Source organism: Staphylococcus gallinarum, from assembly GCF_029774255.1.
Classification (GTDB): Bacteria; Bacillota; Bacilli; order Staphylococcales; family Staphylococcaceae; genus Staphylococcus; species Staphylococcus gallinarum.
The window spans coordinates 1,337,384-1,362,823 of sequence record NZ_CP069082.1; the positions used below are offsets into that span (position 1 = coordinate 1,337,384).

Sequence of the window (25,440 nt, forward strand, 5' to 3'; positions counted from 1 at the left end):
CAATGCTAAAGCATAAAATAATAGGATTAGATGTAGGAAGTAAAACTGTTGGTATAGCAATAAGTGATTTAATGGGTTGGACAGCCCAAGGGTTAGATACACTCCAAATAGATGAAGCAAATGGCGATTTAGGTATAGCAGCATTAGTGAAAATAATAGAAAAAGAAAAAGTAGGCTCTGTTGTAATTGGATTGCCAAAGAATATGAATAATTCTATTGGATTTCGAGGCGAGGCTTCGTTACAATACAAGGAGCAACTACAAGAAGCATTGCCATCATTAGAGATTATTATGTGGGATGAACGATTGAGTACGATGGCCGCTGAACGTTCTTTACTAGAGGCAGATGTTTCAAGACAGAAAAGAAAAAAAGTAATAGACAAAATGGCAGCAGTATTCATCTTGCAAGGTTATTTAGATTCTATTCAATAATAAAGGAGCGTTATACAATGACAGAACATAATCATGATGCAGAATTACAAATTAACAACGAAGAGGAATTATTAACTTTATACGATGAAGAAGGTAATGAAGTCTTATACCGTAAAGTTTTAGAATTCTATCATCCAGAATTTAAGAAAGAGTATGTGATTCTTGCAGAAGAAGGCGCAGAATCTGATGACGATGATTTAGTAGAATTAATCCCAATGATTAATGAAGCTGATGAAAATGGTGACGGTGGTAAATTCTTACCAGTAGAAACAGATGAAGAATGGGATATGATTGAAGAAATCGTCAATACAGAAATGGATGATCATGACCACGATCATGAACACTAAATGATAATCTGATTTATTTTAGTCTGAACGATGATAATTAAATTAGTATGAGATTGGAAATCATCTTCCTACTCTCGAAAGCAAGCGAGTCAATCCTTAATTGGGTTGACTCGCTTTTTAATTGTAGAAACATAATGTGTTATACATTTTCCTATAACTGGTTGTTAAGTGTAACATTGGGTGGGAAGCATTTAGATTAAGGCGGTTATGTTATGTCAAAATATAGCTAATATAGTTTAATTCTTTATTTTTCAAGAACTTTAAAACGCAAGATGAAAAACAAGGTTTGCATTAACTCAAAGTGGTAACACAAATAATCTATTAAAAGTCAGTTAATCAACAGTCATTCAAACAATTTACACTTATAATATTCGTTACTTTATGGTAAAATATATAAAGTTAAATTTAAGTGGGAAATGATATATGCATGATTGTAATTGAATATTAAATGATGAAATCAGTTTAATTGTTATTAAAAACAAACATGTTAATTTTGATATCTTAAAGTAATCAGTCAGTTTAGAGGACTGATTTATTTTATTGAGAATTAAAGGGAATCATTTTGCCATAAAGGAAGTTATTACAATGGATAAAAATCAGTTGTATTTATTAGAATTACACAAACAAACTGATTCAAGAATAGAATCATTAAGATCTTATGCTGAACAGAATAATGTTCCAATCGTTGATCGTTTAACATTAGATATGATCAAACAATTAATTAGAATACATCAACCACAACAGATATTGGAAATTGGCACAGCAATTGGTTATAGCTCAATGCAATTTGCATCAGTCTCATCTGATATTCATGTTACAACAATAGAACGAGATGAAGCTATGTTGTCACAAGCAAAGAACAACAGAACGACATTTGGTTTTAATACGCAAATAAGACAAATTGTGGGTAATGCATTGGAACAATTTGAACAGGTAAATGATAGAGTTTACGATATGATTTTTATCGATGCAGCTAAAGCACAATCACAAAAATTCTTCGAACTTTATACACCATTACTAAAAGAAGGCGGTATGGTTATAACAGATAATGTGTTATATCATGGTTTCGTTGCAGATATTGACATAGTTAGAAATCGCAATGTACGTCAAATGGTTAAGAAAGTCCAGTCTTACAATGAATGGTTGATGAATAATGAAAATTACACTACAAACTTTTTAAATATCGATGATGGTTTAGCAATATCAATTAAAGGAGCTTCAAAATGACTGAATTATTAGTTACTCCAAAATCTGTAGCACATATAAGTACGCTAATTGATAAGGGTGCAGATGCCTTTGTTATTGGTGAACAGAAATTTGGATTAAGACTTGCAGGTGAATTTAATAGAACAGATATGGAAGAAGCTGTAAAGTTAATCCATAAACATGGAAAAAAAGCATATGCCGCAGTAAATGGTATCTTTCACAATTACCACTTAAACGCATTAGAATCATACATAGCATTTTTACATGAAATTCAAGTTGATAGAATTATCTTTGGTGATCCAGCAGTAGTTATGTATGTTAAAGCGCAACAGAATCCGATTCCGCTAAACTGGGACGCAGAAGCACTTGTAACGAACCATTTCCAATGTAATTATTGGGGACAAAAGGGTGCTAAACGTGCACAGCTTGCGAGAGAATTAAGCTTAGAAGAAATTTTAAATATTAAAGCAAATACTAACGTTGAGGTTGAAGTACAAGTTCATGGTATGACGTGCATGTTCCAATCTAAACGTATGTTATTAGGCAATTATTATACATTTCAAGAGCGTCAAATGAAAATTCAGAGAAATAAAGAGGCGAATGAACTCTTATTATATGATGAAGAACGAGATAACAAATATCCTGTATATGAAGATTACAATGGTACACATATTATGTCGCCAAATGATATTTGCTTGATTGAAGAATTAGATTCACTGTTAGAAGCAGGAATTGACTCGTTGAAAATTGATGGTGTTTTACAAACTGAAGCATATATTAACGTGTGTACTGAACAATATAGAGAAGCAATCGATTTATATCATGAAGATCCTGAAGCATATGAAGATGAGAAGTTTATGCTAGTTGATCCTATTGAGGCAATTCAACCGGAACATCGTCCATTTGACGAAGGATTCTTATTTAAACAAACGGTTTACTAAGGAGGGCTTAAGAATGAAAGTTTTAGAAAAAGAAAATGCACAACAACTACCTAAAATAAAAAAGCCTGAACTTCTTGCCCCGGCTGGAAATTTAGAAAAATTAAAAATTGCGGTTCATTATGGTGCGGATGCGGTGTTTCTTGGTGGACAAGAATATGGCTTGAGATCAAATGCTGATAACTTTACGATGGAAGAAATCAAAGAGGGTGTTGAATTCGCGAATCGTTATGGAGCAAAAATCTATGTTACGACCAATATCATTGCACATGATGAAAATATTGAGGGGTTAGATGAATACCTCAGAGCACTTGAAAAAACAGGCGCAACTGGTATTATCGTGGCAGATCCATTAATTATTGAAACGTGTAAACGCGTTGCTCCAAAATTAGAAATTCATTTATCGACACAACAATCACTTTCGAACTATAAAGCGGTTGAATTTTGGAAAGAAGAAGGATTGGACCGTGTTGTGTTGGCTCGTGAAACAGGTGCCATGGAAATGCAAGAAATGAAAGATAAAGTTGACATTGAAATTGAGTCATTTATACATGGTGCAATGTGTATAGCTTATTCAGGTCGTTGTACATTAAGTAACCATATGACAGCACGTGATTCTAACCGTGGTGGTTGTTGTCAAAGTTGTCGTTGGGATTATGACTTGTTAGAGGTTGATGAAGATGGAGAATTAGATCTTTACTATGACGGTGAGGGTGAAGTTACACCATTTGCTATGAGTCCTAAAGATTTAAAGTTAATTGAATCTATACCTAATATGATGGATATTGGTGTTGACTCTTTAAAAATTGAAGGTAGAATGAAATCAATTCATTATATTGCGACAGTTGTGTCAGTATATAGAAAGGTTATTGACGCATATGCCGCAGATCCACAAAACTTTAAAATTAAACCTGAATGGTTAATTGAATTAGATAAATGTGCCAATAGAGACACTGCTTCAGCCTTTATTGAAGGGACACCTGGCTTTGAAGAACAAATGTTTGGTGAGCAAGGTTCAAAGAAATCGCCATTTGATTTTTGTGGTTTAGTATTAGATTATGATGAAACAACACATATTGCTACGGTTCAACAACGCAATAATTTTAAACCGGGCCAAGAAATTGAATTCTTTGGTCCAGAAATCGAAACATTTAGACAAGTTGTTGATAAGATATACGATGAAGAGGGTAATGAACTTGATGCTGCACGTCATCCATTGCAAATCGTGCAAATTAAAGTAGATCATCCAATTTATCCGAACAACATGATGAGAAAGGAAATTGGATAATGAAAAGTACGACAATTATTGGTATTGCTGGTGGCTCAGGTTCAGGTAAAACATCTGTAACAAATGAAATTATGAAAAATTTAGAAGGTCATAGTGTTGCATTATTAGCGCAAGACTATTACTATAAAGACCAATCGCATTTAACATTTGAAGAACGTTTGGAAACAAATTACGACCATCCATTTGCTTTCGATAACGATTTGCTAATCGAAAATTTAAATGACTTGCGTAATGGTAAACAAATTGAAGTACCTACGTATGATTACACAAATCATACGAGAAGCGATGAAACGATTGCATTTGAGCCAAAAGATGTTATTATCGTAGAAGGTATCTTTGCATTGGAAAATAAAACATTAAGAGACTTAATGGATGTTAAGATTTATGTCGATACAGATGCAGACTTACGTATTCTAAGAAGACTTTTACGTGATACAGAAGAAAGAGGTCGTACGATGGAGTCTGTAATTAATCAATATTTAAATGTGGTTCGACCAATGCATAATCAATTTATTGAACCGACAAAGAGATATGCAGATATTATTATTCCAGAAGGTGGAAGTAATAAAGTAGCTATCGATATAATGACAACAAAGATTCAAACATTAGTAAGTAAACAATAGTATGTATATGTAAAGGAAGATGACACTATGGAAAATCAAAAACAATATCCAATGACACAAGAAGGATTTGAGAAATTAGAACGTGAACTTGAAGAATTAAAAACAGTAAAACGTCCTGAAGTCGTTGAAAAAATTAAAGTAGCACGTTCTTTCGGTGATTTATCTGAGAACTCCGAGTATGATGCTGCGAAAGACGAGCAAGGATTTATCGAACAAGATATCCAACGTGTTGAACATATGTTAAGAAATGCGTTAATCATCGAAGATACTGGTGACAATAATCAAGTACAACTTGGTAAAACAGTTACATTTATCGAATTACCAGGTGATGAAGAAGAAAGTTATCAAATCGTTGGATCTGCAGAGGCAGATGCATTTAAAGGTAAAATCTCTAATGAATCACCAATGGCTAAAAGTTTAATTGGTAAAAAATTAGAAGACGAAGTACGTGTACCATTACCAAATGGTGGAGAAATTAACGTTAAGATCGTCAACATCAAATAATTATAATCAAAATACTGTCTAAACTATTACTCATGTTGATAAAAGTATGAGCATAACAGGTCACTATTTGATTGTATAACATATAGTTTCAGAACAAGAACGACTCTAACATGTTTATAATGAATCTGGAACTTAAATACGTAGCATTAAGCCCATCAAAGGTCTAAAATCTTTGATGGGCTTATTATTTATTTCAATAATCTGTAATTTTATTGCTCACTTACCAAGGTGCTCGATCGAAATCGGTCTCGACACGCATACTACGCTCACAGTCATTCGCAAACAATATGAAGTTCTAATATGTTATTACTAAAAAAGTAGACATATACTTATAATTAAATTCATTCCACTAAACTAAATTGACGAGGTGTCTTATGTATAAAAATTAGAATATGTCTCAATTCACTCACCTATGGAAACAGAAAGGCTTATCATTAAAAACGATAGCGCACACATTGTAAAGAGCATTTAGTAGAAATTATTTCAGACATTGAAGTCGGCGAAGTGAACTATTCCTATGGTGTTTCTTCTTATTATCCTAAAATGATGTTAAAAATCATCCCTTATATATATATAAATCCAAGCGATTTTCTCCAAATGCAAAATCGAAAGTGCTTTAACTGATCGCATTCGAATGATAATGGTTAGCACAAAAACAAACTCCTGCTTATAGAACAATTAATCCTTTTAAAGTGAACTCAATTGAGCATGATGACATGACTAAAAAACAATTATATTTTTAGTTACATATTGAAGTATTCTCATATGACTAAAGTGCTATAAATTACAAAATTGAATTTTAGTAAATATGAATAGGTTATTTAAGGTGGGATTTTACACTTTAGCAAGAAATATCTATACGACAGCTGTGCGATTTGGTAAATTATTACTAATAATAAACTTTATTTTCTAAATTTTCTAAAAGTAAAGATTATTACAGGTTTAAGTTATATGATTAGGATAGGTTATTAACAATTATAATTTTTTGTAATTAAACATATAACTTAAATTGATGATATAATTAAAATGTTAAGCGTACAATTAAATATTTTACAAAAACGAATTGTTAATAACATAAAGGGGAGAATGTTTTTGGAATTTAAATTAATTAACGAGCAAACAATTATGATTTACTTTGAAAATCAAATTGATCCTAAAACGTTCGCAAAGGTACAACATGTGTCTCAATATATTAAGGATAAACAACTTCAGTCAATAACTGAGATAATACCTTCTTATAGAGCAATTATGTTATATGTTGATACTAATATTTCAACGTTGAACGAAGTATTAAATGACTTGGATTTGGAACAATTGGATATAAGTTCAATAAATGAGCAACAATTAAGAAATAAGACGATTCATTTACCTGTACTATATGGAGGGGAATATGGTCAGGATATTGAAGAAGTTGCAACTTACAATGATTTAACAACAGAAGAGGTTGTCAAAATACATAGCAGCAATAAATATTTAATTTATATGCTAGGTTTCATGCCAGGGTTCCCATTTTTAGGAGGCTTAGATGCTAATTTGCATACACCTAGACGCAAAGAGCCAAGGACAAAGATAGAAGCTGGTTCGGTAGGTATCGCAAATAATCAGACTGGATTATATCCGAAGCAATCACCTGGAGGTTGGCAAATTATTGGTCGAACACCTATCAATGTATTTGATATTAATCGTGAACCGATGTGTTTGTATGAAGCAGGAGATTCGATTCAATTTTATTCAATTGATAAAGACACTTATCAACAAATTGAACAGGAACAAACACAAGATGATTTTAATATTGAAAAGTGGGTGAAGTTTGATTATGAGCATTAAAATATTAAAACCAGGATTATTTAGTACCGTCCAAGATAAAGGTCGAGTAGGTTATCAGGATCAAGGATTTTCGTCTGCGGGTGCATTAGATGATAATGCACTTCGATTAGGTCAAGCGTTATTGAACCATGAAGGACCAGCAATTGAATATACAGTAATTGGACCTACTATAGAATTTTTAGCAGATAATGCTATTGTTATGACGGGAGCCCGTTTTAACGTTACCTTAAATAGCGACAATATTGATCAGAATACAGTCATTAACGTGAAAAAAGGTGATGTTTTAGAAATCGGTCAAGTAACGAAAGGTGCTCGAGGCTATTTAAATTTTGCTAATCCATTACAATTACCTAAAATCGCAGGTAGCTATTCGACACACACAAGAAGTCAAATTGGTGGTTATCAAGGTAGAACGTTAAAAAAAGATGACGTATTAACAACAGAAAAAGTGAAGAATTATACAACGCGCATTGGTCTAAGTGCAAATTACAATGAAGAGATATTCGACCAACAGATTATCCATATCGTTGAAGGGCCTCAGATCGATGCATTTTCAGAAACATCAATAAATGCGCTTACATCATCTGTATTTAAAATATCAGAGCAATCAGACCGTATGGGTTATAGACTACAAGGTGATAGTATTCCACCAATATCGTCGGCCGATATTATTTCTGAACCTGTAGCACTAGGAAGTATCCAAGTACCAAATGATGGTAATCCAATTATTTTACTTAATGATAAACAAACAGTAGGTGGATATACAAAAATTGCAACAGTTTGTGCCATGGATTTACAAGTTCTTGCACAAAAACAACCTGGATCTGACATTCAATTTGAATGGATATCTGTTGAACAAGCAACTGAACAATTAAAAGAGAAAGAACATAAATTTCTTCAAGAGTTAACAAACATAGAGCAAAAGCCAATATATGATTTGAAGCAATTAAGACCAACAGCTTCAAGAATTAAAAATTTATTAAAAGGGGAATAATGATGAATTTTGAAAAAATAGAGCAATTAATAAAACTTGTTAAAGATAATGACATGAAGAAATTTAAATATAAAGATTATGAGCAAGAAATTGAATTTGATTTTACAGACAATCAGATTAATCAAAGTGCGGGAAATGCGGCCACTCAACCGCAGAGTTCAGATTCACAACAAAGTACAAATCAACAGCAAACAGCATCAGATGAAAGCGTTGACTATGTGAAAGCACCGATGGTCGGTACATTTTTCTTACAAGATGAAAAGGAACTTACAAATCCTTTAGTCAATGTAGGAGATGAAATCAAGAAAGGCGATACAATTGGTTATATTGAAGCAATGAAAGTCCTAAATGAAGTGACTAGCGATGTAGAAGGTGTGGTTGATGAAATTCTAGTATCACACGGAACTAATGTCGAATATGATCAAGCCATTATCAAAGTCAAATAAATTTCTGAAAGGGGCGTTTGCATTGTATCGTTGTTTAATTGCAAACAGAGGTGAAATTGCTGTACGCATCATCCGTGCATGTAGAGAATTAGGAATCGAGACAGTTGCTATTTATGCCAAAGGGGATGAATCCAGTCTACATGTCAGCTTAGCTGATCAAGCAATTTGTATTGGAGAAGCAAATCCGTTAGATAGTTATTTAAATCAAGATCGAATTATTAGCGCTGCAGAAATAACCGGCGCAAATGCAATTCATCCAGGTTATGGATTTTTATCAGAAAGTCCGTCTTTCGCTAAAAAAGTTGAAGAAAATGATATCTATTTTATCGGACCAACATATAAAACAATGGAATTAATGGGTGATAAAATCACCGCAAGACAAACCGTTGATCAAGCTGGAGTACCTATCATTCCTGGTTCAACAGATGATGTGAAAACTGTTGAAGAAGTAAAACATATAGCTGAAGAAATTGGTTATCCACTTGTGCTTAAGGCAGCGAGTGGTGGTGGTGGTAAAGGTATTCGCATAGTAAAAGAAGCATCTGAACTACCAAAACTGTTTAAAGAAGCTAAAAGTGAAGGGAAAAAATACTTTGATGACGATCGTATCTATGTAGAGGCATTTATTCCTGTTGCGAAACATGTTGAAGTACAAGTGCTAGGTGATGGTCAATTTAACTATATACATCTTGGAGAACGCGATTGTTCTGTTCAGCGAAAAAATCAAAAGTTAATTGAAGAATCGCCTTGTGCAGCATTAACTGAAGAAAAAAGAACTGCAATCTGTAATGATGCAGTAAAAGTTGCCAAAGCATCAAACTATCGTAGTGCGGGAACAATAGAATTTTTAGTGACCGAAGATAGTTATTATTTCATTGAAATGAACGCACGTATTCAAGTAGAACATACCGTTACAGAAATGCGTGCAAATAGAGACTTGTTGCAAGCACAACTTTACCTGATGCAACATAATGAGTTGCCATTTAATCAGTCTGAAGTGCAATTTGATGGGCACGTTATTGAAGCGCGTATTAATGCAGAGAACCCAGAAAAGCAATTCCAACCTTCACCAGGTAAAGTAAATGCATTACATTTACCACAAGGGTTTAACGTAAGAGTAGATAGTCTGTTATACCCAGGCTATACTGTGTCACCAAATTATGATTCATTGGTCGCGAAGGTAATTGTAAAGGCTGACAATCGTGACTTAGCAATTCATAAATTGAAAGTAACATTAGATGAAATGGTTATTGATGGATTTACAACTACAGCTGACTTTTTATATGGAGTACTTTCATATCCGTTATATGCTGAAGGTGATGCAAGAGATGTTGATATAAAATTCTTAGATAGACATCAAATTATCAAGGGGGAATCATAATGCAAATCGACTTAAATTGTGATTTAGGAGAGGCATTTGGTAATTACTCATTCGGTGGAGATACAGATATTATACCGTTAATTACTTCTGCTAACATCGCTTGTGGATTTCATGCAGGTGATCAACACGTAATGAATGAAACGATTAAACTAGCTAAAGCAAATCATATTGGTATAGGTGCTCATCCAGGTTTACCTGACTTACAAGGCTTTGGCAGAAGAAATATGGATTTAACACCAGATGAAGTTTATGACGTCGTAGTGTATCAACTTGGTGCATTAAATGGGTTCTGTAAAATTCATGATGTGCAATTAAATCATGTTAAACCACATGGCGCTTTATATCAAATGGGTGCTAGAAACAAAGAAATTGCTAATGCGATTGCCCAAGCAGTGTATGACTTTGATAAAACATTGATTTATGTAGGTTTGTCCAATACTTTATTGATTTCAGAAGCACAAGCAGTTGGATTGAAAACGGCTTCTGAAGTATTTGCTGACAGACGTTATGAAGATGATGGTCAGTTAGTAAGTAGGAAAGATAATGACGCCTTGATAACAGATACTGAAGAGGCTATCAATCAAGTATTGAGAATGGTAACTGAGCAAAAAGTAATTACAAAGAACAAAAATGAAATAGACATACAAGCAGATACAATTTGTGTCCATGGGGATGGCGCACATGCATTGGAATTCGTATCTCAAATCAGAGAGCGTTTAACGAAAGAAGGTATTTCTATTACCAAAATAGGGGGATAAACAAAATGGGAGATAAATTAAAGCCGAAAGCAACAGAGGAAAGTTTCACAAAAAATCATAAAAGGTTACTGTTAGGATCAGTATTTTTAATGGCGACATCTGCAATAGGGCCCGCTTTCTTAACTCAAACTGCAGTTTTTACAGCACAATTCACTGCAAGTTTTGCATTCGCCATTTTATTATCAATACTAATTGATATTGGTGCTCAAATTAATATTTGGAGAATATTAGTTGTTACTGGAAAACGTGGTCAAGAAGTTGCCAACGAAATTTTAGGAGGCCTTGGCACTTTCATTTCAATATTAATTGGTATTGGAGGACTTGCCTTTAATATTGGGAATATTGCTGGAGCTGGTTTAGGATTAAATGCAATTTTTGGAATAGACGTTAAAATTGGTGCGGCAATCACAGCAGTACTATCAATTGCGATTTTCATTAGTAAAAGTGGACAAAAAATAATGGATGTTGTAACAATGTTCTTAGGTGTATTAATGATTGCTGTAGTAGCGTTTGTTATGTTTAAAGCAAACCCACCATATTTAGAAGCAGCAACACATATGGTAATGCCAGAGCAACCACTTGCATTAGTGTTACCAATTATTACCTTAGTTGGTGGTACTGTAGGTGGATACATTACCTTTGCTGGTGCACACAGAATCTTAGATTCAGGTGTAGAAGGAAAATCATTTTTGCCGTTTGTTAATAAAGCTGCAGTAGCAGGGATTTTAACAACTGGTGTATTAAGAACACTATTATTCTTAGCGGTATTAGGTGTTGTGGTAACAGGTGTAACTTTAAACTCTGAGAACCCACCAGCATCAGTATTTGAACATGTGTTAGGCCCGATTGGTAGAAACATATTCGGTATTGTATTATTTGCTGCCGCTATGTCATCAGTGATTGGCTCTGCTTATACAAGTGCAACATTCTTGAAAACTTTACACAAATCTGTAAATAATAAAACAAATATTATTGTTATCACGTTTATTGTTGTATCTACACTCGTATTCTTGTTCTTAGGTAAGCCCGTTACATTATTAATTGTAGCAGGTGCGTTAAATGGTTTAATCTTACCAATAACATTAGGAACAATCCTTATCGCAAGTAAACGTAAATCTATCGTTGGTGACTATAAACACCCGACATGGATGCTCGTATTTGGTATTATTGCAGTCGTTGTTACGATTGTAACAGGGGTGTTCTCACTGCAAGGTTTAACAGAATTATGGGGATCTTAAGATTTCTATAATGCATTAGTTAATTATCAAACAAACTCTATGCAATACTTTCAAAAAATGGATTGCAGAGGGTTTGTTTAGAACTTATAGACTGTCGACATAAAACCTATGTTGACAGTTTTTTTATTATTGAAAATTTAGATTGTGCAAAAAATCGACTGTTTAATTACATTTATAATTAGCTCAAACATTTAACTATTTTATTTAATGTAGTATATTATAAAATGTATTGCTAAAATAGAATGTATTATATTTTATAGCTATGTTTTCAATAGTAAGGGATGTTTGAGATGGAAAGAATTATAGATTTTGTAATTGTACTTATTATTGGTATTGTACTCATATCATTAGTTTGTATGGCAATGGCAAGTGTGATGCCATTATTACGAATGACATGGCACAGTGTATATGAAACACCGAGAATGTCTTATGAGTTTCCTCGAAGATACTACTAATGTTAGGGAACTTTTAATGTTAAGTAATGTAATTTGAATGAATATTTGACCAGTTTGCAAAGATGGTCTATACTTTTTAAATTAATAAATTTTTCGAGGCAGATAAAAAATTGTTTTTATCTGTTTTTTACTGTAAAAAATAAATTCGATTATATTAATACTGTATGGAGATGAATGTGACTGAAATTGCATGAAATCAGCGGAAATATTGTATCTAAGATCGAGCTATGAATATAAATATGGTAGAATAGCAAAGGCTAGGATTTTAAGATGAGGTGAATTATAATGATAGGTATCATAGGTGCTATGGAAGAGGAAGTAGCAATCTTAAAAAATAAAATTAATGCATTAGAAGAAATAAAAATAGCGCATGTTATTTTTTATAAAGGACAATTAGAAGGTAAAGATATCGTTTTAACGCAAAGTGGAATTGGTAAAGTTAATGTTGCGATTTCTACAACGTTATTAATCGAACAGTTTAAACCCGATTTAATCATTAATACTGGTTCTGCAGGTGCATTAGACAAAGCGTTAAATGTTGGAGATGTCGTTGTAAGTGATCGTGTAATGTATCATGATGCAGATGCTAGAGCATTTGGATATGAATTGGGACAAATTCCACAAATGCCAGCAAGTTTCGATAGTGATAGTAATTTATTACAGAAGGCAACTGAGGCTATTAAAGAACAGCAATTAACTGCCAAGATTGGACTTATTGTCAGTGGTGATAGTTTTATTGGTACATTTGAACAACGTGCGACTATTAAGGAGAACTTTAAAGATGCATTGGCTGCAGAAATGGAAGCGACTGCAATAGCACAAACATGTTACCAGTTTAATTTACCATTTATTATCACGCGAGCGATTTCTGATTTAGCTGATGGAGATGCAGGTATTACTTTTGATGCATTTTTAGAAAAAGCAGCAATTTCATCAAGTGAAATTGTCGAACGTTTAATTAAATCTATATAAAAAGGTGAAAAGAAAATGGGTATGATAAAAAAATATTTTATGCCAAATGAATATGTACAATCAATATTCCAAATAGATATACAAAAACTTGCTGACTCAGGTATGAAAGGTATCATTACTGATTTAGATAACACACTTGTTGGTTGGGATGAAGCTGAACCAACAGATGCAGTTAAAAAATGGTTTAAAGATGTTAATGAAGCTGGTATGACGATTACAATAGTATCAAATAATAACGAACGTAGAGTAGCAAGCTTTTCAAAATCATTAGAAGTTGATTATATCTTTAAAGCTAGAAAACCTAGAGGTCGTGCTTTTAACCAAGCGGCACAATCAATGCAACTTGATCCTGCTGAAATTGTTGTTATTGGAGATCAAATGATGACTGATGTCTTTGGAGGAAATCGTCGAGGATTATTTACTATTATGGTAGTTCCGGTAAAACATACAGATGGTTTTATTACTAAATTCAACAGACTTGTCGAACGTCGTTTATTACAACATTTTAGAAAAAAAGGCTATATCACATGGGAGGAAAATTGATTGACTGAGACTGAATTATTAAAATGTATCGGTTGTGGTGCACCATTACAATCAGAAGATCCTGACGCACCTGGCTATGTACCAGAACATAATCTATTTCGCGAGGATGTTATATGTAAACGTTGCTTTAGATTGAAAAATTACAATGAAGTACAAGACGTGGGTTTAGACAGTGAGGACTTTTTAAATTTATTAAATGGTTTAGCTGATAAAAATGGCATAATTGTCAATGTGGTAGATGTATTTGACTTTGAAGGATCATTTATCAATGCTTTGAAAAGAATCGTAGGCAATAAGAAGATTATTTTAGCAGCTAATAAATTAGATTTATTACCAAAGCAAATTAATAAGCGTCGTGTTAAAGAATGGTTGAAAAAAACCGCAAGAAAATACGGCTTGGAAGCTGATGATGTTGTCCTTATTTCAGCGATGAAGAATGAAGGGATTGAAGAATTGTTAGAATCAATCAATAGTGTTCGTAAAAATGATGACGTTTATATCGTTGGAACGACAAATGTTGGGAAATCAACTTTGATTAATAAATTAATTGAACGTAGTGTAGGAGAAAAAGATGTCGTAACAACATCACGTTTCCCTGGTACAACTTTAGATATGATAGATATTCCATTAGATGAAACATCGTTCATGTTTGATACACCTGGTATTATTCAAGCGCATCAAATGACACACTTTGTGAGTGACAAAGAGCTTAAAACGATTATGCCGAAAAATGAAATTAAGCAGCGTGTTTATCAACTAAATGAAGATCAAACGTTATTCTTTGGTGGTTTAGCACGTATTGACTATGTAAGTGGTGGCAAACGTCCGTTAGTTTGTTATTTTTCAAATGAGTTAAATATACACAGAACCAAGACTGAAAAAGCAAATGAGCTATGGAAAAATCAAATTGGTTCATTATTAGCACCGCCGAATGATCCAAAGCAGTTTGATTTACAAAATATTAAAGCTGTACGTCTCGAAACGGGTAAAGAAAAGCGTGATGTGATGATTTCTGGACTTGGCTTTATCACAATTGATAAAGGTGCAAAGGTTATTGTCCGTGTACCTAAGAATGTTGATGTTATTTTAAGAAATTCAATTATGTAAGGGGGTAAATTATGAAATACGCGGTTATCGGAAATCCAATAGATCATTCATTATCACCTGCTATGCATAATGCGAATTTTGAAGCACTACATGATGAAGATGCATCTTATGAAGCAATTGATATACCCCAAGAAAAATTTCATTTAATTAAAGAAATAATAACTGAAAAGGGTATAGAAGCATTTAATGTTACAATTCCACATAAAGAAAATATCATTCCATATCTTGATGAAATTGATAGTCAATCTGAAACTGTAGGTGCAGTTAATACAGTCAAAATAGTGAATGATAAATGGATTGGTTATAACACTGATGGAATTGGGTATGTAACTGGATTAAAGCAAGTGTATCCCGATTTAGAGCATGCTTATATATTAATGCTTGGTGCTGGTGGTGCGAGTAAAGGAATTGCAAATGAACTAACTAAATATGTTCAACCAAAACTAACGGTTGCTAATAGAACGATGTCTCGATTTGATAATTGGAATTTAGATATAAATAAAATTTCACTGATTGATGCGGAATCTGCATTATCTGAATTTGACATTATTATAAATACGACCCCAGCGGGTATGAAAAGTAACAAAGAAATTCCAATAAATCTTGATAATTTAGCAGAACACACATTAGTAAGTGATATTGTTTATATTCCATTTAAAACACCGATATTAGAAAAAGCAGAAGAAAATGGCAATCCAATCCATAATGGTTTAGATATGTTTGTTTACCAAGGTGCTGAAAGTTTCAAGATTTGGACAGGAAAAATGCCTAATATTAAAGTTATGAAAGAAGCAGTATTAAAAAGGTTATAGAGGAGAATTTACAATGTTAACAGGTAAACAAAAAAGATTTTTAAGAAGTAAAGCTCATAATGTGGATCCAACTTTCCAAATAGGAAAATCTGGAATTAGTGACAATATGGTAACGCAAATAAAGGATACACTTGAAAATAGAGAATTGATTAAAATACATGTGTTACAAAATAATTTTGAAGATAAAAATGATTTGGCGCAGAGTTTAAGTGATGCAACTAAAAGTGAAATTGTACAAGTAATCGGGTCAATGATTGTATTATACAAAGAATCAACGGACAATAAACAAATTCAATTACCATAATGACAAAATCTATTGTAATCTACGGTGGGCAATTTAACCCGATTCATATAGCTCACATGGTTGTAGCTAGCGAAGTTAATCATGCGATAAAGCCAGATAAATTTATATTTTTACCAAGTTATATGTCGCCATTAAAAGTACAAGATGAATATTTAGATGCGAAATTTCGAGTTGAAATGATTAAGCGTACAATCGATGAACTCGGTTTCGGTGAAATATGTTTAGATGAAATAGAACGTAAAGGTCAAAGCTATACATTCGATACGATTTTGCAAATGTTGGAACGATATCCAACAGCAAAATTATATTTTGTAATTGGCACGGATCAGTATGATCAACTTGATAAATGGTATAGGATTGATGAACTAAAAGCCAAAATCACTTTTGTAATTGTTAATAGAGGCCAATCAACACAGGATGTTGAAGATGGTATGGTAGCAATTAATATTCCACGCATAGATATAAGTTCAACATTAATTAGGGAGAATGTGAAACGCAAGAACAATATTCAAGTACTTGTACCCTCAAGTGTAGAACATTATATACGAGAGGAAGGGTTATATGAAAATTGATCAAGCAATAGACATTGTAAAGGAAAAATTGCCGCAAAAGCGATTTGAGCATTCACTGAGAGTTGCAGAAACTGCTGTGAAACTAGCGGATATATATGACGGAGATAAAGATAGAGCAGAATTAGCAGGTATTTTACATGATTATTCAAAATATGATGATTTAGGTGAAATGTATCAAATTGTTACAAAACACAATCTAGATAGTAAATTATTAAGCTACGGTTCGGAAATTTTACACGGACCAGTATGCGCTGTTATTATGAAGGAAAAATATGGTGTATACGATGATGAAGTATTAAGTGCGATTGAATATCATACGACGGGTAGAGCACAAATGACAAAAACGGAAAAGCTTGTTTTTGTTGCTGATTACATTGAACCTGGACGTAAGACCCCAGGCGTTGAAGAAATTCGTGATTTAGCATACAATCAAGGTAGCTTAGATAAAACAATTTATGAAATATCTAAGCGCACTGTTATGTATTTGATTGGTAAAGATATCAATGTATTTGACGCGACGATTGCATGCTTGAATTATTACAATTATAGTGACGAAAGAGTAAAGGATGATTAAATGAATTCAGATCAATTATTAAACATTGCTGTCGAAGCAACTGAGAGTAAAAAAGCAGAAGATATAATTTCGTTAAAAATGCAAGGTATTAGTGATATGACGGATTACTTTGTAATATGCCATGGTAATAATGAACGACAAGTTCAATCAATTGCACGTGCTGTCAAAGAAGCGGCAAACGAGGCAGACATCGAAGTGAAACGTATGGAAGGTTTTAATGAAGCGAGATGGATTCTGATTGATTTAGCTGATGTTGTAATCCATGTATTCCATAAAGATGAAAGAGACTATTACAATATTGAGAAATTATATCAAGATGCACCGTTAGAAACATATGGACAGGCTGTTTATTAATTATGGTTCAATATGAAGAAATGAGTTTGTTCTATGATCAACTTACATTAGATCAACCCTATGATGCATGGTTAGATATTGTTCAAACGTATGCTAAAGATAACGCATCTATATTAGATATTGGTTGTGGAACAGGCAGTTTTACATCACTATTATCAACTTATAATGATGTCACGGGCATGGATTTAAGCGTTGATATGTTAGCGATGGCTTCACAAAAATCAACACATGTGAATTGGCTTGAAGGAGATATGACAGATTTTGATTTCAACAGACAATTTGACGTGATTACTATTTTTTGTGATTCATTAAATTATTTACAAGACCAAGAGGATGTTATTGCTACATTTCAACATGTGAATAAGCATTTAATGGCTGATGGCGTGTTAATGTTTGATGTTCATACGACTCACAAAATGGATACACTTTTTAATAATCAGAGTTACATTGATGAGTCAGAAGATATTTATTTAGGATGGGAAGCTGTACAAGGTGAGGAAAAACATAGCGTATGGCATGATATGTCATTCTTTATTAAAAAAGAGAATGGACAATACGAACGCTTTAATGAATCACATTATCAAAGAACCTATTCTAAAAATGAATACATTGATATGCTAAAGCAAACTGGATTTACTAAGATAAAAACATTTGTAGACTTTGATATAAATAATAAAGATGATGAAAACGGGCACCGCTTGTTTTTTATTGTAAAAAAATAAAGTAAAAACACTCCTTGATACGTGTAATGTATTGAGGAGTGATTTTTTATGCTACCAATAATAGAACACATTAAATCGTTTGTATTAAAATACCGCTATTTCTTAATTTGTATTTGTGTATTGTGCGTAATCATTATATTTTTATTATTGAGTAACTTTAATAATCAACAAGATATTGTTGAACATAAAGGAGATAACATTGAACATTTTGCATCAAATGATCTTCATAGCAATCAAACTAAAAGTTCAAATAAAGACAAATCAACTGATGCTAAACAAACTACGACTGTTTTTGTAGATTTAAAGGGTGCTGTTAAAAGACCGGATTTATATGAAATGAAAAGCACGGATCGGGTTAAGCAACTATTAGAAAAAGCAGGTGTTCAACGTGATGCTGATTTAAGTCAAATTAATCTTTCGGAAAAATTAGTAGATCAAAAGTTGATTTATATTCCCAAAAAAGGTGAAGTCTCACAACCTAATTTATCGAAATCACAAAATGAAAATAATGTAAATAAGTCAACAAAAACTGACAATACAAAGATTAACTTAAATCTTGCTTCGGAATCAGAATTACAAAACGTCCCTGGAATCGGTTCAAGTAAAGCTAAGGCTATTATTGAGTATAGAAATGAAAAGGGTGCTTTTACTACAGTTGAAGATTTAAAGAAAGTAAATGGGATTGGCGTAAAAACATTTGAAAAGTTACAAGAATATTTTATCGTATAGATTTTTGTTGAAATCTGTCATAATAGAAATAAATCTATAATAAAATCGACATTGGAGGAAACATCATGGATCGCATAAAATGGGAAGAATATTTTATGGCACAAAGTCATTTGTTAGCTTTAAGGTCAACATGTGAACGTTTATCGGTTGGGGCAACAATTGTAAAGGATAATCGTATAATAGCAGGTGGGTATAATGGATCAGTGTCAGGAGAAGTACATTGTATAGATGAAGGTTGTCTTATTCAAGACGGACATTGTATTAGAACAATACATGCAGAAATGAACGCTTTACTTCAATGTGCGAAGCAGGGCGTTTCTACTGAAGATGCAACAATATATGTTACTCATTTCCCTTGTTTGAATTGCACAAAATCAATAATCCAAGCAGGAATTAAGACTATTTACTATGCGGAAGACTATCACAACCATGAATATGCATTAAAGCTATTAGATCAATCTGGTATTATTTATAAAAAAATTCCGTTTAATCAGCATCATGTAGCTCAATATTTAGTCAATAAATCATAATTTGATATATTATGCTATAGCGTATTTAGTTGGCGTATTATGGCTACATGTTAAGTTGATTTCGGTATTTCTATTTTTAATTTTATTGTTTATTGCTATTAATAAGAAGTTCAGCATTTTTAAAATAGTTATACTTATATTGATACCATTTGCTAGCTTTATTTTATTTTACAATCATTATGTACATAGCAAAGCCGAACATTACCAAATGTCCAATAAAAAACTAGAACATGACCAAGTCACTTTTCTTGGACATTTGTCACTTGATAATAAAAAAGTGACTGGTAAGTTACGCTATGACAACAAAGAATTTAAATTTTCATATTTTAATAACAGTGAAATAAATCCGATAAAATCAAATAGCATTGTGAACAAGACTTGTCGTATTAATGCAGAAATAAAGCCATTCAAGCATCACCTTAATCATAAAGCGCATATCCTTATTAAAAAAATAGACTTAGCAAGTTGTTATACTTCAAAGAACAAAGTTGTGACCAGTTTGCTAGATAACCATAAATTATTTTTAGAACAGAGGTTATCTAAATTACACTTTAAAAATACAGATCGTATTTTAGCATTAATTACTGGTGATACTACCATTATTAATGAACATTATTTAGAGAAATTGAAGGAAACTGGTATTTATCATTTATCTGCTGTTAGTGGTACACATATTGCTATTTTGATATTTGTCATAAGTTTTGTGTTAAAGCGATTGAAAATACCAATAATATTAATTAAAGTTACATTGATTGTTGTCTTGACTGGCTATTTATTTTATACAAATTTTATTCCAAGTGCGACGAGAGCAATACTGACAGCAATCATTGTAATTAGCCTTCCTAAGCGTGTTATTGACAACTCAATGGACATATTAGGGCTTGCTTTTATCGTATTATCAACGGTCAATCCTTCTTATATTTATAATATTGGCTTTCAGTTTTCATTTTTTATCTCATTTTTAATTTTATTTTCACTCCCTCTTTTAAAAAAATTATCTTTTTTAACTTCACTATTCACCTTGACCACCATTGCCCAACTTGGTGGAATGATCATCAGTATATTTAACTTTAACCAAATTCAATGGATTGGTTTAATTTCGAACTTAATTTTTGTTCCTTTCTATAGTTTTATTTTCTTTCCCTTTATAATACTCATATTTATAACACTTCACTTGCCTTTCCAATTTAATTTTATCTCCACTGTATTCAATGCAATAGTAATAGTCCATGATGTTATGTTAGACATATTTTATAAGTTAAATCGATTCAAATGGTATGTAGCTGATTTAAATGAAATTACTAAATTAATAGTTATTATACTAGTTTTGATGACTATAATACTGTTGGTCAATAAACGGTTTAAATATATTATCATTACACTAACTTTACTTTGTTTTATATTATCGAATATTCCATTCCAAAAAACAGACCAATTAACTATGTTAGATGTTGGTCAAGGTGATGCGATCCTTTTTGAAACATCTAAGAATAAAAATATATTAATTGATACAGGGGGGAATATTAATCAAGCTCATTCAGAATATAATTATCAAATATCAAAATATAAAGTACTTCCAATATTTAAAAAAAGAGGAATATCCCAATTGGATTATGTTATTATTACGCACCCACATTTAGACCATATGGGCGAGTTACCTTATTTGATAGAGACAATTAATATAAAGCATATAATTATAGATAAAAAAAGTTTTACGCGTCAGCAGCTCTCGAAGTTGGAAATGCAATGTCATCAATATAAAATTCAGCTTTTAGATTTTCGTCAACACCCACATTTATTTTTTGGAGATGTATCTATTAATCTGATAGATACAATTATAGATAATTCAGTTGATTTAAATGAGCACTCAATTATTACTTACATACGCGTTAATGGACATAGTATATTGCTAATGGGTGATGCAACGTCAAATAACGAAAGTATATTTTTGCAAAACTATAACATTTCAAATGTCGATATTTTGAAGATAGGTCATCATGGAAGTAAGACAAGTTCGACCGCTGCTTTTATTGACAAGATACATCCTAAAGTGAGCTTAATTTCAGCAGGTAAAAATAATATGTATTATTTACCTAACAAAGAGGTGGTTGATAGATTGAATGCCATACATACAAATTTATTTCAGACCAGTGAATCAGGTAATGTCACAATAACGTTACATGATGAATTGAAAATTTATACTGATGTAATCAAATAAATATCACTAGTTAGTAGAAAATTGACATGATATAATATTGAAATGTGTAATGGATAAGAAAGGAAGCTATAAATGAGTGAAAATATCGTAACGATATATGGTGAAGTATCAGAATTAATAGAAAAGAAATCTGCCGAGTTAATTGACCAGTATTTACAGCAACCTAAAGATGATTTTAATTTCGTGAAATTCAACTTATATGAGACTGATTTATCAGCCATTATTGAAGAATCATTAACAATGCCTTTCTTTTCAGATAAAAAAGTAGTTCTTGTACAAAATGCTTACGTTTTTACTGGTGAAAAACCACCTAAAGATATGAGTCCGAATATTGAGCAATTAATCGAATTTATTGAAAAATATGACGGTGAAACATTAATCATTTTTGAGGTATATCAAGGGAAATTAGATGAACGAAAAAAATTAGTGAAAACGTTAAAGAAAAGTGCACAAATAAAAAAGATAGAGCAAATGTCAGAAGATGAAATTAAGCAATGGATAAAAAATGAATTGCATGAAAATTATAAAGACATAAAGCAAGATGCTTTAGATTTATTTATCGAGCTAACAGGTATTCAATTTAATATTGTTAAACAAGAAATTGGAAAATTAGTGCTGTTTTTAGAAGATAGGCCGACAATTAATAAACAAGATGTAGATCAAATAGTAAATAGAAGTTTGGAACAAAATGTATTTTTATTAACTGAATATATACAGAAGAATAATAAAGCCAAAGCGATACAATTAGTAAAAGATTTAATCGCTATGAAAGAAGAACCAATAAAATTGTTAGCATTAATTACTAGCAATTATAGGTTGTTTTACCAAAGTAAGATTTTAAGTCAAAAAGGCTATAGTGGACAGCAAATTGCTAAAACGATATCTGTGCATCCATATAGAGTGAAACTTGCATTGAATCAAGCTAGACATTATCAGCTTGAAAGTTTATTAAATATTATGGATAGTTGTGCTGAAACAGATTACAAATTGAAGTCATCTTATATGGATAAACAACTAATATTAGAATTATTTATCTTATCTTTGTAGTGACGATTAAATCAGTAATCATTTAAGTACGAAAATAATCTTGTTTAAAATAGAATATAAAAAAAGTTCAAGCCGAGGCTTGAACTTTTTATTATTTACCAGCTGTCATTAATGATGATTTGATACGAGCAGCTTTGTTTTTGTGGATTAAGTTGCTTTGTGCAGCTTTATCTACTTTTTTCAAAGCGAAACTTACTAAGTCAGCTTTGTTATCAGCGTTAGCTTCTGTAGCTGATTTAGCTCTCTTAACTGCTGTACGCATTTCATTTTTTTGAGAAATGTTACGCTCCTCAGCAGTGTGAGTTGTTTTAACACGTTTAATTGCAGATTTAATGTTTGGCATGTGTGTCACCTCCTAAAAGTGATCTTCGCTATCAAATTTAATTTGATTACAACAAGAAATATTTTATCAAAATGACGCAGTTTCTGCAATCATTTATTTAGCAAAGTGCATAAAATCCCTGTTTATAAATAAGTTATCTACAAATATATACTTTGTAAGTCATATCATATATGCTATAAGTAAGTGACGCAAGACGTATTACAAATTAAAGAATAAGCTCTATACCTATATGAAGTTTGCAATTGTAAGCTAAAAACGTTATTATATCAAAGAATGTCATACATATTTACGGGCTAGAATTATGAAAGTGAGAAGGATAATACATGGATAAACAAGAACGTTTAGATAGACGTAAAAATATAAGAAACTTTTCTATTATCGCACATATCGACCATGGTAAATCTACGTTAGCTGATAGGATTTTAGAAAATACTAAATCGGTTGAAACAAGAGAAATGCAAGATCAATTGCTTGATTCAATGGATTTAGAAAGAGAACGTGGAATCACAATAAAATTAAATGCAGTTAGGTTAAAGTATGAGGCTAAAGATGGCGAAACTTATACCTTTCATCTGATTGACACACCAGGACACGTCGATTTCACATATGAAGTGTCAAGGTCATTAGCTGCTTGTGAAGGGGCTATTTTAGTAGTTGATTCGGCACAAGGTATCGAAGCTCAAACACTTGCTAACGTGTATTTAGCATTAGATAATGATTTGGAATTACTACCTGTAATCAATAAAATTGATTTGCCTGCAGCTGAGCCTGAAAGAGTTAAACAAGAATTAGAAGATGTCATTGGTATTGATAAAGATGAAGTCGTACTAGCTAGTGCAAAATCAAATATTGGCATTGAGGATATTTTAGAAAAAATTGTCGAGGTCATTCCACCGCCTGAAGGTGACCCTGAAGCGCCGTTGAAAGCATTGATTTTTGATTCGGAATATGACCCATATAGAGGCGTGATATCTTCTATCCGAGTAATGGAGGGTGTTGTAAAAGCTGGTGACCGCATTAAGATGATGGCTACTGGTAAAGAGTTTGAAGTAACAGAAGTAGGTATTAACACACCTAAACAACTGCCGGTTGAAGAATTGACAGTTGGAGATGTTGGTTATATTATTGCAAGCATTAAAAATGTGGACGATTCTCGTGTTGGTGATACGATTACACATGCAGAAAGACCAGCCGCTAATGCCTTACAAGGTTATAAAAAAATGAATCCAATGGTATTCTGCGGACTATTCCCAATCGATAACAAAGATTACAATGATTTACGTGAAGCTTTAGAAAAATTACAGCTTAATGATGCTTCATTAGAATTCGAACCTGAATCTTCACAAGCATTAGGTTTTGGTTATCGAACAGGATTTTTAGGTATGTTACACATGGAAATTATCCAAGAACGAATAGAACGTGAATTTGGAATTGAGTTAATTGCGACAGCACCATCTGTTATTTATCAATGTATAATGAAATCTGGTGAAGAGGTTGCAGTTGATAATCCTGCGCATATGCCTGAAAGAGATAAAATAGATAAAATTTATGAACCATTTGTTAGAGCTACAATGATGGTTCCAAATGATTATGTTGGTGCTGTTATGGAATTATGCCAACGTAAACGAGGACAATTTGTAAATATGGAATATATGGATGATATTCGTGTGAATATTATTTATGAAATCCCATTATCTGAAGTGGTATTTGATTTCTTTGACCAACTTAAATCTAATACAAAAGGGTATGCTTCTTTTGATTATGAATTTATTGATAACAAAGAGAGCAATTTAGTGAAAATGGATATTTTATTAAACGGTGATAAAGTTGATGCTTTAAGCTTTATTGTTCACAAAGACTTTGCCTATGAAAGAGGTAAGGCATTAGTTGAAAAATTAAAAACACTAATTCCACGACAACAGTTTGAAGTTCCTGTTCAAGCTGCAGTAGGTCAAAAAATTGTTGCACGAACTAATATTAAATCAATGGGTAAAAATGTACTCTCAAAATGTTACGGCGGCGACATCAGTCGTAAGAGAAAATTATTAGAAAAGCAAAAAGCCGGTAAAGCAAAAATGAAAGCAGTAGGTAACGTAGAAATACCTCAAGACGCATTTTTAGCTGTTCTTAAGATGGACGAAGATTAATAATAGATAGATTGGGGCCTTAAATCCAAA

The 25,440-nt window shown here is 32.3% G+C and carries 29 protein-coding genes; 28 read left to right on the forward strand and 1 reads right to left on the reverse strand.

Annotated features, from left to right (window positions below; genetic code table 11):
• Positions 1-2 precede the first annotated feature (2 nt).
• From ruvX to holA, 27 genes are all read left to right on the forward strand, one after another.
• Positions 3-431 carry a Holliday junction resolvase RuvX gene (ruvX, locus tag JN168_RS06245; protein WP_042738523.1) on the forward strand — a complete coding sequence of 143 codons (429 nt, stop codon included), beginning with the start codon at positions 3-5 and terminating at the stop codon, positions 429-431.
• Between the two features lie 17 nt (positions 432-448).
• A complete protein-coding gene (locus JN168_RS06250) occupies positions 449-778 on the forward strand; it encodes a DUF1292 domain-containing protein (protein WP_042738524.1) in 330 nt (109 codons plus the stop codon).
• 585 nt (positions 779-1,363) lie between these two features.
• Positions 1,364-2,005 carry an O-methyltransferase gene (locus JN168_RS06255; protein ID WP_229367253.1) on the forward strand — a complete coding sequence of 214 codons (642 nt, stop codon included), beginning with the start codon at positions 1,364-1,366 and terminating at the stop codon, positions 2,003-2,005.
• Positions 2,002-2,925 (forward strand): peptidase U32 family protein, encoded by a 924-nt coding sequence (locus tag JN168_RS06260; RefSeq protein ID WP_107580188.1) that lies wholly within the window; start codon positions 2,002-2,004, stop codon positions 2,923-2,925. Before JN168_RS06255 ends, JN168_RS06260 begins: the two co-directional genes overlap by 4 nt.
• Before the next feature lie 13 nt (positions 2,926-2,938).
• Positions 2,939-4,210: a peptidase U32 family protein gene (locus JN168_RS06265; protein ID WP_042738527.1), complete on the forward strand. Its 1,272-nt coding sequence runs from the start codon at positions 2,939-2,941 to the stop codon at positions 4,208-4,210.
• Positions 4,210-4,833 carry a uridine kinase gene (gene udk, locus JN168_RS06270; RefSeq protein ID WP_042738528.1) on the forward strand — a complete coding sequence of 208 codons (624 nt, stop codon included), beginning with the start codon at positions 4,210-4,212 and terminating at the stop codon, positions 4,831-4,833. The genes JN168_RS06265 and udk overlap by 1 nt, the downstream gene beginning before the upstream one ends.
• Before the next feature lie 27 nt (positions 4,834-4,860).
• Complete coding sequence (gene greA / locus JN168_RS06275; RefSeq protein ID WP_042738529.1) at positions 4,861-5,337, forward strand: transcription elongation factor GreA; 477 nt, start codon at positions 4,861-4,863, stop codon at positions 5,335-5,337.
• Between the two features lie 1,092 nt (positions 5,338-6,429).
• Complete coding sequence (pxpB, locus tag JN168_RS06280) at positions 6,430-7,164, forward strand: 5-oxoprolinase subunit PxpB (protein ID WP_279526241.1); 735 nt, start codon at positions 6,430-6,432, stop codon at positions 7,162-7,164.
• Positions 7,154-8,158 (forward strand): 5-oxoprolinase subunit C family protein, encoded by a 1,005-nt coding sequence (locus tag JN168_RS06285; RefSeq protein ID WP_279526242.1) that lies wholly within the window; start codon positions 7,154-7,156, stop codon positions 8,156-8,158. The genes pxpB and JN168_RS06285 overlap by 11 nt, the downstream gene beginning before the upstream one ends.
• Positions 8,159-8,160: 2 nt before the next feature.
• Complete coding sequence (locus JN168_RS06290) at positions 8,161-8,604, forward strand: acetyl-CoA carboxylase biotin carboxyl carrier protein (RefSeq protein WP_232161608.1); 444 nt, start codon at positions 8,161-8,163, stop codon at positions 8,602-8,604.
• A 22-nt stretch (positions 8,605-8,626) separates the two neighbouring features.
• Entirely contained in the window at positions 8,627-9,985 is a 1,359-nt protein-coding gene (locus JN168_RS06295) for an acetyl-CoA carboxylase biotin carboxylase subunit (RefSeq protein WP_042738532.1), read from the forward strand.
• Positions 9,985-10,743, forward strand: coding sequence for a 5-oxoprolinase subunit PxpA (gene pxpA / locus JN168_RS06300; protein ID WP_042738533.1), 759 nt, complete (start codon positions 9,985-9,987; stop codon positions 10,741-10,743). Before JN168_RS06295 ends, pxpA begins: the two co-directional genes overlap by 1 nt.
• Before the next feature lie 5 nt (positions 10,744-10,748).
• Positions 10,749-11,981: an NRAMP family divalent metal transporter gene (locus JN168_RS06305; RefSeq protein ID WP_232138620.1), complete on the forward strand. Its 1,233-nt coding sequence runs from the start codon at positions 10,749-10,751 to the stop codon at positions 11,979-11,981.
• A 290-nt stretch (positions 11,982-12,271) separates the two neighbouring features.
• Positions 12,272-12,436 (forward strand): hypothetical protein, encoded by a 165-nt coding sequence (locus JN168_RS06310; RefSeq protein ID WP_157946391.1) that lies wholly within the window; start codon positions 12,272-12,274, stop codon positions 12,434-12,436.
• A gap of 285 nt (positions 12,437-12,721) precedes the next feature.
• Positions 12,722-13,408, forward strand: a complete 687-nt coding sequence (mtnN, locus tag JN168_RS06315; protein ID WP_042738535.1) for a 5'-methylthioadenosine/S-adenosylhomocysteine nucleosidase — start codon at positions 12,722-12,724, stop codon at positions 13,406-13,408.
• Between the two features lie 15 nt (positions 13,409-13,423).
• A complete protein-coding gene (locus tag JN168_RS06320) occupies positions 13,424-13,951 on the forward strand; it encodes a YqeG family HAD IIIA-type phosphatase (protein WP_042738536.1) in 528 nt (175 codons plus the stop codon).
• The gene (gene yqeH / locus JN168_RS06325; protein WP_042738537.1) at positions 13,952-15,058 is read left to right on the forward strand and encodes a ribosome biogenesis GTPase YqeH; all 1,107 of its coding nucleotides are present in this window, start codon (positions 13,952-13,954) and stop codon (positions 15,056-15,058) included. It begins immediately after the preceding gene.
• An 11-nt stretch (positions 15,059-15,069) separates the two neighbouring features.
• Positions 15,070-15,870, forward strand: a complete 801-nt coding sequence (aroE, locus tag JN168_RS06330; RefSeq protein WP_279526243.1) for a shikimate dehydrogenase — start codon at positions 15,070-15,072, stop codon at positions 15,868-15,870.
• 13 nt (positions 15,871-15,883) lie between these two features.
• Complete coding sequence (gene yhbY, locus JN168_RS06335) at positions 15,884-16,174, forward strand: ribosome assembly RNA-binding protein YhbY (protein ID WP_042738539.1); 291 nt, start codon at positions 15,884-15,886, stop codon at positions 16,172-16,174.
• Complete coding sequence (nadD, locus tag JN168_RS06340) at positions 16,174-16,746, forward strand: nicotinate (nicotinamide) nucleotide adenylyltransferase (protein WP_107512985.1); 573 nt, start codon at positions 16,174-16,176, stop codon at positions 16,744-16,746. Before yhbY ends, nadD begins: the two co-directional genes overlap by 1 nt.
• Entirely contained in the window at positions 16,736-17,320 is a 585-nt protein-coding gene (gene yqeK, locus JN168_RS06345) for a bis(5'-nucleosyl)-tetraphosphatase (symmetrical) YqeK (RefSeq protein ID WP_232138622.1), read from the forward strand. The genes nadD and yqeK overlap by 11 nt, the downstream gene beginning before the upstream one ends.
• Entirely contained in the window at positions 17,321-17,674 is a 354-nt protein-coding gene (gene rsfS / locus JN168_RS06350; protein ID WP_042738542.1) for a ribosome silencing factor, read from the forward strand.
• Positions 17,675-17,676: 2 nt separating this feature from the next.
• Positions 17,677-18,396, forward strand: a complete 720-nt coding sequence (locus JN168_RS06355) for a class I SAM-dependent DNA methyltransferase (protein WP_279526244.1) — start codon at positions 17,677-17,679, stop codon at positions 18,394-18,396.
• 48 nt (positions 18,397-18,444) lie between these two features.
• Positions 18,445-19,125, forward strand: coding sequence for a helix-hairpin-helix domain-containing protein (locus tag JN168_RS06360; RefSeq protein ID WP_279526245.1), 681 nt, complete (start codon positions 18,445-18,447; stop codon positions 19,123-19,125).
• Between the two features lie 65 nt (positions 19,126-19,190).
• Positions 19,191-19,655 (forward strand): ComE operon protein 2, encoded by a 465-nt coding sequence (locus JN168_RS06365; protein WP_042738545.1) that lies wholly within the window; start codon positions 19,191-19,193, stop codon positions 19,653-19,655.
• Between the two features lie 139 nt (positions 19,656-19,794).
• Positions 19,795-21,873: a DNA internalization-related competence protein ComEC/Rec2 gene (locus tag JN168_RS06370; protein ID WP_279526246.1), complete on the forward strand. Its 2,079-nt coding sequence runs from the start codon at positions 19,795-19,797 to the stop codon at positions 21,871-21,873.
• A 72-nt stretch (positions 21,874-21,945) separates the two neighbouring features.
• Entirely contained in the window at positions 21,946-22,920 is a 975-nt protein-coding gene (gene holA / locus JN168_RS06375) for a DNA polymerase III subunit delta (RefSeq protein ID WP_042738547.1), read from the forward strand.
• A 91-nt stretch (positions 22,921-23,011) separates the two neighbouring features.
• Here holA and rpsT read toward each other — a convergent pair whose 3' ends face one another.
• On the reverse strand, positions 23,012-23,263 hold the full coding sequence (gene rpsT / locus JN168_RS06380; RefSeq protein WP_042738548.1) for a 30S ribosomal protein S20: 252 nt from the start codon (positions 23,261-23,263) through the stop codon (positions 23,012-23,014).
• A 323-nt stretch (positions 23,264-23,586) separates the two neighbouring features.
• Between rpsT and lepA the strand changes: the two genes are divergently transcribed.
• Positions 23,587-25,410: a translation elongation factor 4 gene (lepA, locus tag JN168_RS06385; protein ID WP_042738549.1), complete on the forward strand. Its 1,824-nt coding sequence runs from the start codon at positions 23,587-23,589 to the stop codon at positions 25,408-25,410.
• Positions 25,411-25,440 lie beyond the last annotated feature (30 nt).